Origin of the sequence: Extibacter muris, assembly GCF_004345005.1 — a bacterium.
Classification (GTDB): domain Bacteria; phylum Bacillota; class Clostridia; order Lachnospirales; family Lachnospiraceae; genus Extibacter; species Extibacter muris.
In genome coordinates, this window is record NZ_SMMX01000005.1 from 127,263 (window position 1) to 141,066 (window position 13,804).

A 13,804-nucleotide genomic window follows, 5' to 3' on the forward strand; every position below is an offset into this window, starting at 1 on the left:
AGATGGAACCGGATTGTAATACGTATCATGCAGATGAAGTTCCCGTATAGACACTACGGAATTATATGATGAAATTGAAGCGGTTGAGAACAGCATAGAAGAAGTGAAGATCAGAATGCTGAATATTCAACAGCAGAAGATTTCGGAGGATAATGTCTATCAATTTCTGCTATATTTATGCTAAATCAAACTATACTTTTTGACTATCTCTTTATAAGTTCTTATATGCCGGTATAGCCTGTATTTACAGGCTTTCCGGCATTTATCATATCGGAAGATGTTCTCAAATATTCTTATATCCCCTCATGTTTCTGCGTTCAAAGGTAGTAGAAAGAGTAGTAAAACCTCTATTTACTACTACGCAATCAGCCGTTCCATTTCCGCTAATGCACTGTCAGAAGTGGCATGAGCATAATAGTTCAACGTCATGTTGATGTTGGAATGTCCCATGATATACTGTAATGCTTTCGGGTTCATTCCGGCGTTTGCTAAATTGGTACAGAACGTATGACGTAAGGTGTGTGGCGTTGTCACGTTCGGTAATGCTTCCTCATGGCACTTGTTGTATTTCTTCACAAGCCCCCGGAACATACTTTCATAGTTTGCCGCCACTTTTGGCAAGCCGTTACGGTTAAGGAAAAGGAATTTACCGTAACCGTCAATAATGATAGGCTTTGCCCGTCCTCTGTTTTTCAGCACTCGCTCGAACGCTTCATATACCTTTGTACTCATGCGAAGCTGCCTGATACCGCTTTTTATTTTCGGCGTTTCAATGTGATAACCAATTCCCGATACTTTTAAAAGTTGGTGGTCTATGTTGATTAGCCTGTTCTCAAAGTCAATATCATTTTCAGTCAGCCCGCAAAGTTCAGAAATGCGAAGCCCTGTTCCTAACAGTATGATAATCTCGTCATAATACTTCTGATAGACAACATCATTCTGCAAAAAGGACAGGAAAGACGCTTCCTGTGTGGGGGATAAGGGAACCTTTGGTTCGGTGTTATCTTCTAACACTGTGTTCAACTGGAAGTCAAACGGATTTTTCCGAATACAATCATCCTGTATGGCTGTGTAAAAGGCAGCTTTCAGAGAACGCTTGTGGTTGTTGATGGTCTTGAAAGAGTAGCCTTTTTCTTTCATACGCAAAGCCCATTCTTTCGCGTCGGACAGCTTCACGTTTTCAATACTGCAAGCTCCAAGACTATCTTCTTCCAATATCCGCATAAGCTGTTTGCGTCCCTGTTTGGTGCCATGCCGTACATTCGCCCGGTGTCGTATCTGCTTCGCGTAGAGCTGGCAGACAGTCATTTACTTTCCTATGGGGTCGATACCGTCGTCAAGGTCTTTCTGAATTTCTTTTTCCTTTTCCCGGAGTGAAATATCGTCCCGCTTTCCTGCCGGGGTTTTGTCCGTGGGTACTAACTTCCAAGCATAAACAAATTGCGGCTTTCCAAAGGTATCAGTATATTTGTAAGCATATCTTCCGTCTTCTCTCTGGCTTTCTCCTGTCCGTAAGATACGGTTTTTGTTATCTCGTCTTTTTTCCGACATCTCTCGTCATGCTCCTTTCATGACGGAAAAAGCCTTGATATGCCTACATCTATTATAGCATATTCAAGGAAAAATTACATCATATTACGTCCAAAGTATCTATGATTTTTTCAAACTGTTTCCGCTTGATTTGTATACGGTTCCCATTCATAATTACCCAACCTGCGGTGGGGTTTTCCTCTGCCAGTTTGCGGAGTTTGTTCTCTCCAAAGCGGAAAGGGGGACGCTTCGCCTATGCCCTTAGTAGTCTGCCTTGAAGTTCAGGACAGCCCGCATGAGTTTGGCTTGCAGCCGTTGGCGTAAGTCCTCGTCTATGCCCCAATAGGTATTACCGTTTTCGTCACGGATTCGTCCCATTCATCAGCACGTTACTCCAAATATCGTTTTAGCAGTCAAAAGAGCTTGTCCGGCGGTACTGTACTGTGCTGCGGGGTATCTTCATTGCTTCCGCAATCTCAACGTCGGTCATGTTGAAAAAATAGTACAGCAACACGGCTTGCCGTTTATCCTCCGGCAAGGAGTGCAGGGCTTCGGCAAGCAGCTTCGCGGTTATCTTCAAATCTCCCACGCAAAAGGCTTCTTCTTTATCCTCGTTGACAAAATACTTGTCCACGGTATAAAGCTGCTTTTCCTCATGCGGGGTAAGGTCTGAAAAGGTCACTTCGCGGCGATGCCGACGTTTGCGTTCCCGGCTTGCGTCAATTAGTTCATTGCGTAACGTGCGCTTGCAGTACGCATTAAACTCGCACCGGGTCTGCCATTCAAACCGAGCAGGGTTCATGTTCTCACCCCCTTTCCAATCCGGGGGGCGGAGTAGTGTTATCCCCTTTCGGCAGCCCTCCACGACAGCGGCGGGAATATGCCAAAGAAAACAGCAAACTTTTTCAAAAAAGTTTTGTCGGTTTATGTCGATACAAAAATAACACGGCAGCACCTCCTTGATACCGCCGTGTCCTACTGGCTATCCCTTAGTCGCCATCTTTTGATAGTTATTTAGTTCATGTTCACCCATTCTAAAATTTCGTTCTTGACTTCATCTAAAATGTTCTGCCCGGTCACACTGTCCTCATTCTGACCTATTAAAGTGCAGTTTAGCGTACACACGTTTTGAAATGTGCTTACAGATAATTGAAAATCAGGTGGTAATCGGTACGTCCCCGTTGTATAGCAGCTTTTAATTTTGCAGCCCTCAAAGAACAGTTTTGTATGATCTATTCTTCCGAAGTTCGTATAAGAAACAGGGAATAATTGGTAAGTCCATTTAATAATCTGTGCCATAACAGGGTGCGGTATTTTGTGAAACACATAGTCTAACGGGCGTATACCGACAAAACAACGATAACGTGATTTTTGCAGTTGCATTTCTATATGAACTTGCAATAAGGTTTCGTGGAAAGAGTGCTGCGGCTTAATTTCAACAACTATCTTTCTATAAATTCCCGTCATGTTTGCTATGCTCAATTTATCCGACATAGACGAAAATCCACGCAAGTCTGCCGGACAGGGAATAACAATGGTCTGTATCTTATGCAAACGGGATATTACACGTGCATAAGCTGTAATAAATATGTCATTGAGTGTTACATTTTGTTTTTTACTTTTGCTGTAAAGAGCTGAAAAGTCTTTAGGGCAAATACGGCTACACAAACAGAAATACAGTTTCCCGTCGCTGTCCGCCCTTAAAGGTGGAACGGTAATGTGCCGTTGTCGCCATGTCTGTTCCGTTGGTCGCCCAATATGGATATTCCTCAAAACAGGCGAAATATCTCTGCTATTCTCCAATGGAAAAGAGGGGGTCTGTCCGTTATAAAGGGAAGCCAACAAGTATAGATATTGCAAAAACCCCTCGCCGTCAGTCAGAATGTGGCTCATGCCGATTGTTATTTCATTTTCATCACCATTCATCACAATTTGAAGCTGCGGTTTTTTGCCTAAATCCCATTGTAGCAGGACAGAGGCGCGGCTAATGGTATCGTCCACGGTAAAGCCTTTATCAATAAAGCGTCCTCTTGTAAAATCGTAGGTGTAGAGGATTTCCGGCACATATTGACAGGATCGGGCGATAGCAGACCGCAAACGGCTTATATCTAAATTTCCCTCAACTTCCATGTGGCAATACATAAGAGGATATACCTTGTGTCCGTGTGCTGCTTCGACAAAATCCAAGCTCTCACATTTTGCTGTTAGCCTTTTCTCTTTGTTTGCCCTGCTTTGACAGAAACGGATTACTCGTTCCTTAAAACCAATCCCAACTATCCCGATGATTCCCGTGACTAAAAATACAATCAGAGAAATTTTCCATTCCCCCTGTCTCATAGTTGAGCCAATAATTGTTGAGGAAAGGACAGAGGGAATACGGGCAAACGTGGATATGCCTATAAATTTCCAAACACTCATATCTGTTACGCCGACAATGTAAGTAAGCATATCTTTGGGCGTTCCGGGTATTAAAAACAGAATGAACGTCACCATTGAACATTTCCGGCTGTCTTGCAGCCATTTCCACCCCTGCACTTTTTCCTTGCTGAACAAGCTATATAGAAGCGGCTTTCCGTACCGTTTGGATAGGGCAAATATAATTGTTGAAGCTATCACACACCCGGACAAGCAGATAAGAAGCCCGCCCACCGTTCCATATAACGCGCCAGAAAAAATCTCTACCGGCTCACCGGGGATAAAGGCAATAACAACTTGTAAAATCTGAATACCCAATACTACAAGGAAGCCCATAACCCCCATTTTTTCTAATAATGCTTCTATGTCATTCTGAGATTGAGGGTCGGACAGGCGTTCAATATAGGGAAATAGTGCAATGGTTATTCCTACAATAAGCCCTACAAATAAAATGCAATAAACAATCACTCGCTTACGAGTTTTCTTCTTCATACGCATTATCTCCGTTATCTAAAACAATCCTGTCTACAAATTGCAGCTTTCGGTAATAGTCAAGCTCTATAAAATCTGTTGGTCTGACGCGGGCGGCTTTCTGTTCAAAATAATTCAGCCCTGCAATTTCCAACATGGTATATGTGAATTGTGAACAGAACATAATATTGGGTTTCCGCGAGAATTTGAATACCAATCCAATTAAGTTATAGGCGCTTCCCTCGTTATTTATTTCCTGTACCTTGTTAAGCATGGTTTTTTTCTGCTGACGGGTCGCCGGAAGTTGATAAAGCATAATTGACGCGCCTGTTTTCTCTGTCAGATGTTCAAGCAGTTCAGGGTTAAGTCCGGGTGGCTTGATCTTTTCGCCGCCGTTATAGCTGATAATCGTCTGCAAATCTCTGTCAAAAGAAAGTGACACATGGTTAAATAGCCTGTTGGTAAACAGTCCGATTACTTCACTTGACGCACTTTTTGTCTGTGTAATGACAAGATAAATAAAGCCGTCGTTAAAACTTTCAGCAGCTTTTTGAAAATACTCTGCTGTAAGGCTTCCGTTGTTGATGTAAGAAAATGAGCTGTGGCGCGGCAAGTCATGTAAAATTTCCTGCAAATGCGCTTTAGACAATACCTGTCCTGTACTTTTCAGCTTTTCAATTTTAGAAGCTATTTCATTTTTGTTACTCATCAGTTCAGAATAGGTCAGTGCCGGATATTCACCTAATACGCAAAAGGGAAAACCATTGCGCCTGTAAAAGAATATCTGCTTAATAATAATGGGAATAAAGATAAACAGTATTCCAAGTAATCGGCATAAACAGCCAATTATACCGTTGTTCTCAAACAAACTGCGTAATACTAAGGTATTGAAAAGTATCTGTACTACCATAACAAGTGCATATATAATAATCTGCACTATTTTTTCCAAAATTGTTGAAGCCGAAAAGAGAGCGTAAAAGAGCAGAAACACAAAGGAAAAAATGTATGCAAGGTTATATTCGGTGTAGCCGCCGCCAAAATAAAACGCGATACAGGCTAAAATGACTACACCTAATATCAATATGGGAAAAAGACGCTGTTTCATTGCGTCACCGCTATATTCCCGTTGTTGGTTTCTGTTTTTACCGTGACGGCGGGAGTGCTGCCGACAGTTCCACGGGTAGTACGTCCGTCAATGCTGATACTTTCTTGAAATGATGTAGAAACAGAGCCGTTTTTTGTAGTCGCTTCAAACTCAAATTCCAAATCCTGCGGGAGTATCAATTCGATATCGTCATTCTTGTTAAAAAATGATAGGTCGCCTGTCACTTCGGTATAAGCCACTTTTAGATTGCCGGAATTATTTGCCCGATAGCTTCCAGAGCCGACAGCAGATTTTACATCAATGTCACCACTTGTAGAGGTATAGGTGACAGCTCCGTTAAGCTCCGCACAAGTCACGTTACCGCTGGTGGTATCAAGTCTGATTTGTTCGCCTGTTATGTTCCCTAAATCCAGTTTTCCGCTTGTAGAGGACAAATGAACAACGGAAGCGTCGGCGTTGTCTAATTGTACTGTTCCGGCGGTGCTGTCAATACGAAGCGAGTTTAAGTCTAAGGTTAAATCAGACATATCAATGTTGCCGTCAGTAGTTGTAACAGTAAGGTTTGCCTGATATTCCTGCGGAAAATATATTTCTATGTACCTCGTAAAATTGCTTTTGAGGAATGGCTTTCCACCTTCGCTAACGTGAATACTTCCACTGTCTTGCTTCACGTCAGCATAATAGCGGCTTTTGTTTTCAGTCATATATTCCTTGATTATTAGCTCGTCATTTTCTGATTGGAAAAAGGTAACGCTTTCTTCATCATAAGAAATAGTTACGTCTGAAATACCGTTTAGATTAAATTGCAGCTCGTTTGCCGCTTGTGCAGGAGTAGAGTGTGAACAGCCCGACAGGGTAAAAAGGCAAGCCGCCATAAGCATACCGTTAATGATTTTTCTTTTCATTGTCATTTTGAAAACCTCTCTTTCTTTACTAAATGAATTATTCATTCATACTGTGGTAAAAAATCAGGGACAGTTGACTGCCACTAATTTTTAGGATTTATATGCAGATATAATATTGTCTATACAGACTTTTTTTGCGAGTTCGGGGGGAATGTCCTGTGTTTCAAAAGACGTGTACCGTATATCCATCGCCCACCATGATAAAATTTCAATAATCAAGGTAGTAGTCAGTTCAAGCTGCTCTAATGGTCGTACGTTGCCGCTTTCAACAAAGGATGTTAAGTATTGTGTCATAGTTTCAAGAAATTTTTTGCGGTACGCTCTGTAATGCTCTGCTAAAAATTTGAAATCAAATTGATTTTTTTCAATGAATAGACAACCAACTGCATATTGAGCAAGAATGTCAAAAGCGTCGGACACAAGTGTTTCAAGGTCATAATCGGCTGCTTTGTTCACAAGGTGCTTTGCAAAATCGCTTCCTGTTTTTTCAAATACGGCAATAATATCATTTTCCAAACCGACAAATAAATCATCTGTAATAGGTCTTTCAAAATTTTGATTGATAAATGCCGGTTCTATGGTACATTTTAAGACAAAGTGCATGATTTCCTTTTTCCCGGCAAAATCGAGATAGATTGTACCAACAGATACACCGACAGCTTTTGCAATATGGCTAATCTGTGTTTTGGAATAGCCTTGCTGTAAGAATAAATACGTTGCAGCGCCTGTGATTGACTTTATGCGGTCATTCATGTTCCACCCTCCATTTCTTGTGAATGAATTATTCATTTACATAATACCACCACGATATTTTAATGTCAATTACCGTTCAAATAAATTTCCCGGTCGTCGAGTCTGCATATATGCTCTATTACTATCAATACTATGATATGTGTAATCATATCCAAGAAAGAAAGGTGAACGGTAAAATGTAATAGGGTGAAAAATATGAAGCAGGACAAAGTGAAGTATGATTTTAAGGCTTTCGGGCAAGCCATAAAAGAAGCAAGAAAGGCAAAGGGCATATCGCGCAACCAGTTAGCAGACAGGCTGAACATTGCGCCGCGCTATATCGCGTCCATTGAGAACAGCGGACAGCACCCAAGCCTCCAAATCTTTTATGAGTTTGTTACCTTTTTAGATGTGTCAGTAGACCAGTTCTTTTTTCCAAATGCGGAAACGGACAAATCCACGCAACGGCGGCAGCTTGAAAGTCTGCTTGCCGATATGGACAGTCGGGATTTAACGATTATGACGGCAACAGCAAAGGGAATACAGGAAGCGAAAAACAAAGAAACGGGGGAATGAAATCCTCCGTTTCTTCGTCTATACCACCGTTAGAAACGTCGCAAGGTGCGGCGTTTTTTCTTTTTCCGGGGATAAGTTGGCATTTCCCCGTCTTTGACGTGGAAGTATGCGAAAAGAAGAATAGCAAGCATAGGAAGAGTGGTTCCGGGCAAAGGCAGCAAGGGAAAAAGCTATGCAGAATACCAAGCGGAAAAGACGGGGACGAGTTGGAAAGGCAAGCTAAAGATTGCCGTTGACGCGCTTATTCCCCAAGTGGCAGACTTTGAGGAATTATTGCGGCGGTTGGAAGCGGCGGGCTATGAACTCAAACGGGGGAAATACATATCCTGCCGCGCTCCCGGACAGGAACGGTTTACCCGCTTGAAAACCCTCGGCGCGGACTATACAGAGGAAGCCATAACCGAACGGATAAGCGGCAAGCGCATACGCGCCGCCAAAGCTCCACGGGCAGAGAAAAAGGGCGTGTCCCTGCTGATTGATATTGAAAACAGTATCAAGGCTGGGGAGAGCCGGGGCTATGAGCAATGGGCTAAAATCCACAATCTGAAACGGGCGGCAAAGACGCTTAACTTCCTTACGGAACATCAGATTGAACAGTATGCGGATTTAGTCAGCCGGATAGAGGAAGTCACGGCGGCAAGTGAACAGGCTTCCAACGCACTAAAGAGCATGTAAAACGGCTTGCGGATATGGCGTTGCTGATTAAGAACATCACGACATACCAAAAGACAAAGCCCGCCTATGACGCATACCGCAAGGCAAAGAACAAAGAGCAGCATCGCGCCGTCCATGAGGGAAGTATCATTCTGCATGAAGCGGCAGCAAAGGCTTTAAAAACGGCGGGCATATCCGGCAAGCTCCCGAACGTCGCCGCCCTGCAAGCTGAATATACAAAGCTCCAAGAGCAGCGGAAATCCCTATACGCTGATTATGGCAAGATGAAAAAACAGGTCGGGGAATATAATGTTATCAAGAGGAACATTGACAGCATTTTGCGGCAGGACAGAGAGCCGGAACGGGATAAGGAAGTGGAACGCGGATAGATTTTGTCACATAGACATTCTTTTTGCGGTATGCTATGATTGATTACATAACTTTATTAAGACAGGAGGGAGTTTATGGGTACGCTTGTTGCCTATGGTGTGCTTACCGCAATCAGTATTGGCTCCGGGGTTGTCGTTGCCGTAGCCCTCCAAAAGATTGATTACTCCCCAGATACCAAGTCCGGCTCCAAGAGCGATAACAAGGGTCTGCAATACGTCTACTGCGCTGTTGAAAAATTCCATATATAGTCCTCACTTTCTGCCGCTATGCGGCTGTCAAAATTGTTTGGTTTTGTTTTTGGGTATGAAAAAAGCCGCCCTGTGTGTAAGGCGGCTGTCCCCACGCTGCGGCATATCTGCGGCGCGGCGGTATTCGGTTGTAAGGTTTGCGGTTCCCAAAAGTAGGGGCGCGTACCATGTAGCCTGTGTTTACGTTCTTGCTTTTCCATGTGCTGTGAATGGCGTTTTCCATAGCGCAATAGCCTGTTATCCATATTTCCATGACGCGGTTTTAAAGCTCTGTGTCCTCTGGCAACTCTGCCGCGTCGATTTCGTAGTAATCAAATACTTCGTCCGGCTTCACGATTGGGGGACGGCGTTTCAAGTGCTTTTCCATGTCAAAGGCGTTCCTCTTGTCAAAATCGGAAAGGTACTTGTATTTCGGGTGCTTCGTTATGTCGTACTTTTCGCTAAAGAATGGGCGTACCCCTCTAAGTTGCATGATACATTTCCCGCCGTCCATGACTGCGATTTCGTCCTGTGTCATAAGTTCCTTGCCTAACTTCTGGTAGTTCAGCCCGTGGGAAACCTCCCGTCCCCGGTTCTCCGACGTGTTGAAACTGTCTATTGTTTCTTTCCCCAAGATTTCCGATATTTCTTTGAGGGTCGTTTTTTCCTTGCCGCCCAAGAACAGGGTCGTATCATGAGGTAAGGTTCAGCTCATCCTTTGCAGGACTTGCATCCCCTCCCTCCCAAACCGTACGTACACCTCTCGATGTATACGGCTTTCCGCTTATTATATTTGCGGTATTAAGAATGAATCAGTTTATGACATTCGGGACATATCACAAGAGTTTTCCGTCTCCTTTTGCGCATAAGGAGTATCCACTCCGCATTGCCCTTTAGGTCTTTTAGTTTCTTTACTTGATGGATTTCCAGATTTCTGCAATCCTTTCCACAGAGTTCACAGGTATGGCGTTCCACTCTCTGTTTCAGAGTGTTGGTTTTAGCGTATTTTGAGAATTGCGGAAGTTCGCTCACATTGTCAAACTTTGTAGCTGATTCTTTTCGCTTAAACCCATCTCTGTAAAAGGTCGTGGTTTTCCTGCCTGCTCTGGTATCGTATGCGATTGTAAACAGACCTCCAACACAATATCTGCGCTTGATTTCGTGAACATTTGTTTTATACTTACAGGCAAATGTCTTGTACATACTGTACTTCATAAGATTGGCAAATCTGCCTATCTTAAAGGAATCATTTGCTATAGCATAGTAGTTGTAAAGTCCACGAACTTCCGCATTATATCTTGCCAGAATTTCTATATCGCTTTGATTTACCAGTTTTCCCCTGTGCAGGGCTACAAATCTTTCTTTTCCGTTTTCGTTAATCTTGATTTTGATTGCATGATATTCCAGTAATTTTCCCACCCATTTTTCTCTGGGTACAAGCAGTTTCACCACACCTGCATTGCTTCTTATTTTGTATCCTCCTGCGGATTTCTTTAAATCCTGACTTCTGGATACCGTAATGTCATAGCCTAAAAATCTGGCTCTGTCTCCTGTATGCGTAACCTTCGTTTTGGTTTCGGACATTTCCAAATCCAGTTCTTCCCTGAGAAATCTGCCGACATCAGCTTTCATCTGTTCTGCGTCCGCTTTGCTCCCGATTACTCCGATAATGAAATCATCAGCATAACGGGTGTACTGAATCCGTTTATATGTCTCATCCAAAGGTTTGGTAGGAGTTAATTGTCTTGCTTGCTTTTCAAGCATTTTCAAGTGCTTATTGCGTTCCTGACGTTCTTCTGGAGGTAAATCCGTCCACTTCTTTTTGCCCATACATCTATAATAGGATGCCTTTTTGACAACTTTATTGTAGTCGGAGTTCATTTGTTTCTTCTTTCCTCGATTATATTTCTGCGCATATTCCTCCATGAATTTATCTAATTCGTGAAGGTACACGTTTGCAAGCACTGGACTGACACCTGAACCCTGCGGTACACCGCTGTAAGTCCGATTGTACGTCCATTGCTCCATATAACCTGCTTTTAGAAACTTCCATATAAGTTGTAGAAACATTTCATCATCAATACGTTTTCTCAGCAATCTGATGATTGTGTGGTGATTAAAACTGTCGAAGCAGGCGTGTATATCGCCCTCAACAAACCAGTTCGTTCCCGTAAAGGTTTTCTGAATCTGGTATAATGCTGTCTGACAGCTTTTGTTTGGTCTGAATCCATGTGATGTTTTCTTAAACACAGGCTCATAAATGCTTTCTAAAATCATTTTCACTACTTCCTGCACCAGTTTGTCATTGCCCGACTGGATTCCTAACGGACGCTTTTTATTACTTTTTTTCTTAGCAATATATTCCCTACGTGCAGGTTTTGGCAGGTAACTTTTATCTCGCATGGATTCAATGATCCTTTGGATTCTTTCGTCACTCATGCCATCAATGGTAGTTCCATCTGCACCGGCAGTCATACTGCCTGTGTTTGCATATATGTTTTTATATGCAAGCCAGTAGAACTCTGGATTGTACAGATTCCGATATAATCTCTGAAACCTGTAAGATTCATTCTTTGACTTTTCCGTCAAACTACTTAATACTTGGATTGGATTTCTCAATGCCTCTCGCACCGTCCTTTCATGTCGTATTAGTAAATAAGCTGCTCCCCTTCGCCATGTGAACGTCATTAACGTCTCGGACTACTATGGGAGCTGTGTGACCATGCCCGTTACCGGGTTTAGGTCATCCCCAGTTAGTATTTATGAAATTAGCGTTTCGTGTTGTCGGCACCGACTTTCGCCATTTACCCGCTGTCTTGCGGTTGTCCTTCCATGAGTATCGCTTACTTTCATAACTGCGAAATGAAACCAACATGGAATAGCATACGTTTCAATCCTTTTCGTATGCGGAGTCAGGATTCCCCCACTCTGGCTATCGTTCAGGCAGTTTAGCTTTGTACCTCATACACGAATTTTTATTCTTGAACTTTCAGATACACAGGATTAGTACCTTATGATTCAGGTTCTCGTCTATTGACAAGAGCGACAACATGCTACACTCCCCTTCGGGTTTCCCCTCTCGGATAAGTTGTAGAATAATAGGCTGTGATTTTTCATCACTTGATACTTTTACCTACTGCTTGCTAAAGGCAGTATTCCATAAATACCACGCCGCCGAATTTATAATGCGCTGGCGACTTCTGGGCGCACGCAATTCCCTACTATGGTGTCGGCGTTGTCTTTGTAAATGGCTTTTAACTGGCTCTGGCTTTGCAGAATGATACAAGCCGATATTTCCCGGCTTCTGATTGTGGCAATGAGCTTTTCAAACTTCGGTATCTGCCCGATATTCGCAAATTCGTCAAGCAGACAGCGCACATGGACGGGAAGCCGCCCGCCGTATACGTCGTCGGCTTTGTCACACAAGAGGTTGAAAAGCTGTGTGTAGAGGATTGAAACAACAAAGTTAAAGGTGTCGTCGGTGTCGGAAATGATAACGAACAACGCCGTTTTTCTGTCCCCTATGGTGTCAAGCTCCATTTCGTCGGTTTCCATCAGCGCCCGCAATTCCCGAATGTCAAAGGGGGCTAACCTTGCGCCGCAACTGACAAGGATTGAGGAACGGGTCTTGCCCGCACTTAACAGGAATTTTTTGTACTGCTTCACGGCAAAGTGTTTCGGGTCTTTTTCCTCCAAGCGTTCAAACATGAGGTCAACCGGGCCTTGAAATTCCGGGTCGTCCTCGCGGGCTTCCGACGCATTTATCATGTCAAGCAGGGTCGTGAAGTTCTTTTCTTCCTCCGGGGCTTCGTACCAGATGTAGCCGATTAGGGCGCAATAAAAGAGCCGCCCCGCAGTAAGAGCTTGCCGCACTCGACTAAAACCGTCCCTTTTGGGTCAGTGACTACATAGCTGCTGTGCATTTGCATGAGGTTAGGCTTCACGAAAAACCGGGTCTACATAGGGCTTTATGTCCTCTGCATTTCCCCAACGGGCAGAACCGTACTCTACATTCTTGCGGTACTTCTTCGCGTTCTTGCCTTTGACATACACAATCAGCCGGATAAGGACAGCCCCGGCAACGCCTACAAGCATATCCACGGGGGTAATGCTCGGCGCGAATGAGGAAAAGGCAGCGGTGAAGCCGTCCCCGATATGCAGCACTTTAGCGGAAAAGTCCGCACCCGGTGCAAGCCGCGCCGCCTGTGCCACCTTGTCAAAGAGGTAGACAAAGAGCAGATAGGGTATGTTGGGAAGTATCAGCTTTTTCAGATTGACGTTGCTCATAGTTCGCGCCCCCTGTCCTTGTTCTTCACCTTTTCCCGGCTGGCGTTCAGCAGCTTTGCCTTTTCCTTAAAGGCGGCTAATGCCTTGCGGATTGAGGGTTTTTGTTCCTGCGTCAGCTTCTTTGCGGAAAACTCCTTAAAGGCTGCGGTAAGCACGTCCGCGTCCCTGCCCTTGAAAAACACGAGATAACGGGGCGGGGTTTCCGTCGCGTCCTTTTTCAGCGCAAAATCAACGCCGTTTTTCTTCGCGGTACTCTCAAAGGCTTTGATATTGCTGTCAGTGATTTCGATATTCGACACGCCCGCGTTCTGCTTCATAAGCTGCTTTAAGGTCTGCTTGCCGTGGGGCGTTGCCTGTTTGTCAAGCTGCTTTTTTGCCTGTGCAAGCAGCTTTTTCATGGCGGCTTGTAAAAGTGCCGCTGTCAGTTTGGTTGCCTTTATGGATATGGCAACGGTCTTTTCGTTTACTTCGTCTTGCATTTACCGTCCTCCTTTCCCGGTAGGGTCTGCTTT

General features: G+C 43.9%; 10 protein-coding genes and 5 pseudogenes. 2 read left to right on the forward strand and 13 right to left on the reverse strand.

Annotated features, from left to right (window positions below; translation table 11 throughout):
* Positions 1-357 precede the first annotated feature (357 nt).
* The 8 genes and pseudogenes from E1963_RS07730 to E1963_RS07765 all read right to left on the reverse strand — a co-directional run bounded on the left by E1963_RS07730 (position 358) and on the right by E1963_RS07765 (position 7,179).
* Positions 358-1,551, reverse strand: a pseudogene (locus E1963_RS07730) (integrase DNA-binding domain-containing protein).
* A 79-nt stretch (positions 1,552-1,630) separates the two neighbouring features.
* Positions 1,631-1,768, reverse strand: a pseudogene (locus tag E1963_RS07735) (excisionase); the annotation flags it as partial.
* 23 nt (positions 1,769-1,791) lie between these two features.
* Entirely contained in the window at positions 1,792-1,908 is a 117-nt protein-coding gene (locus E1963_RS07740) for a helix-turn-helix domain-containing protein (RefSeq protein ID WP_132276870.1), read from the reverse strand.
* Positions 1,909-1,936: 28 nt separating this feature from the next.
* A complete protein-coding gene (locus E1963_RS07745) occupies positions 1,937-2,332 on the reverse strand; it encodes an RNA polymerase sigma factor (RefSeq protein WP_330570746.1) in 396 nt (131 codons plus the stop codon).
* A 212-nt stretch (positions 2,333-2,544) separates the two neighbouring features.
* Complete coding sequence (locus E1963_RS07750; protein WP_167482141.1) at positions 2,545-4,437, reverse strand: VTT domain-containing protein; 1,893 nt, start codon at positions 4,435-4,437, stop codon at positions 2,545-2,547.
* Positions 4,418-5,521, reverse strand: a complete 1,104-nt coding sequence (locus E1963_RS07755; protein ID WP_132276874.1) for a hypothetical protein — start codon at positions 5,519-5,521, stop codon at positions 4,418-4,420. The genes E1963_RS07750 and E1963_RS07755 overlap by 20 nt, the downstream gene beginning before the upstream one ends.
* A complete protein-coding gene (locus E1963_RS07760; protein WP_132276875.1) occupies positions 5,518-6,471 on the reverse strand; it encodes a DUF4097 family beta strand repeat-containing protein in 954 nt (317 codons plus the stop codon). The genes E1963_RS07755 and E1963_RS07760 overlap by 4 nt, the downstream gene beginning before the upstream one ends.
* A 45-nt stretch (positions 6,472-6,516) precedes the next feature.
* The gene (locus tag E1963_RS07765) at positions 6,517-7,179 is read right to left on the reverse strand and encodes a TetR/AcrR family transcriptional regulator (protein ID WP_243117634.1); all 663 of its coding nucleotides are present in this window, start codon (positions 7,177-7,179) and stop codon (positions 6,517-6,519) included.
* A gap of 195 nt (positions 7,180-7,374) precedes the next feature.
* On the opposite strand from E1963_RS07765, the gene E1963_RS07770 reads away from it, so the two are divergent.
* Positions 7,375-7,734 (forward strand): helix-turn-helix transcriptional regulator, encoded by a 360-nt coding sequence (locus tag E1963_RS07770; protein WP_132276878.1) that lies wholly within the window; start codon positions 7,375-7,377, stop codon positions 7,732-7,734.
* Positions 7,735-7,872: 138 nt separating this feature from the next.
* Positions 7,873-8,777: pseudogene (locus tag E1963_RS07775) on the forward strand (relaxase family protein); the annotation flags it as partial.
* Between the two features lie 33 nt (positions 8,778-8,810).
* On the opposite strand, the gene E1963_RS23490 reads toward E1963_RS07775, so the two are convergent.
* The 5 genes and pseudogenes from E1963_RS23490 to E1963_RS07800 all read right to left on the reverse strand — a co-directional run bounded on the left by E1963_RS23490 (position 8,811) and on the right by E1963_RS07800 (position 13,771).
* Positions 8,811-9,020 carry a Maff2 family mobile element protein gene (locus tag E1963_RS23490; protein ID WP_465221082.1) on the reverse strand — a complete coding sequence of 70 codons (210 nt, stop codon included), beginning with the start codon at positions 9,018-9,020 and terminating at the stop codon, positions 8,811-8,813.
* Positions 9,021-9,288: 268 nt separating this feature from the next.
* Positions 9,289-9,699: pseudogene (locus E1963_RS07785) on the reverse strand (TraM recognition domain-containing protein); the annotation flags it as partial.
* Positions 9,700-9,806: 107 nt separating this feature from the next.
* Complete coding sequence (locus E1963_RS07790) at positions 9,807-11,624, reverse strand: reverse transcriptase/maturase family protein (RefSeq protein WP_315974341.1); 1,818 nt, start codon at positions 11,622-11,624, stop codon at positions 9,807-9,809.
* Positions 11,625-12,215: 591 nt separating this feature from the next.
* Positions 12,216-13,292 (reverse strand): annotated as a pseudogene (locus tag E1963_RS07795) (VirD4-like conjugal transfer protein, CD1115 family); the annotation flags it as partial.
* Positions 13,289-13,771, reverse strand: coding sequence for a PcfB family protein (locus tag E1963_RS07800; RefSeq protein WP_132276881.1), 483 nt, complete (start codon positions 13,769-13,771; stop codon positions 13,289-13,291). The pseudogene E1963_RS07795 and the gene E1963_RS07800, both read right to left, overlap by 4 nt.
* Positions 13,772-13,804: the final 33 nt, after the last annotated feature.

Bases quoted from the DNA above. Each gene is read 5' to 3' on its own strand.
- E1963_RS07770 (WP_132276878.1), top strand. From the start codon at position 7,375: ATGAAGCAGGACAAAGTGAAGTATGATTTTAAGGCTTTCGGGCAAGCC.
- E1963_RS07800 (WP_132276881.1), bottom strand. From the start codon at position 13,771: ATGCAAGACGAAGTAAACGAAAAGACCGTTGCCATATCCATAAAGGCA.
- E1963_RS07755 (WP_132276874.1), bottom strand. From the start codon at position 5,521: ATGAAACAGCGTCTTTTTCCCATATTGATATTAGGTGTAGTCATTTTA.
- E1963_RS07760 (WP_132276875.1), bottom strand. From the start codon at position 6,471: ATGAATAATTCATTTAGTAAAGAAAGAGAGGTTTTCAAAATGACAATG.
- E1963_RS23490 (WP_465221082.1), bottom strand. From the start codon at position 9,020: ATGGAATTTTTCAACAGCGCAGTAGACGTATTGCAGACCCTTGTTATC.
- E1963_RS07745 (WP_330570746.1), bottom strand. From the start codon at position 2,332: ATGAACCCTGCTCGGTTTGAATGGCAGACCCGGTGCGAGTTTAATGCG.
- E1963_RS07740 (WP_132276870.1), bottom strand. From the start codon at position 1,908: ATGGGACGAATCCGTGACGAAAACGGTAATACCTATTGGGGCATAGAC.
- E1963_RS07750 (WP_167482141.1), bottom strand. From the start codon at position 4,437: ATGAAGAAGAAAACTCGTAAGCGAGTGATTGTTTATTGCATTTTATTT.
- E1963_RS07765 (WP_243117634.1), bottom strand. From the start codon at position 7,179: ATGAATGACCGCATAAAGTCAATCACAGGCGCTGCAACGTATTTATTC.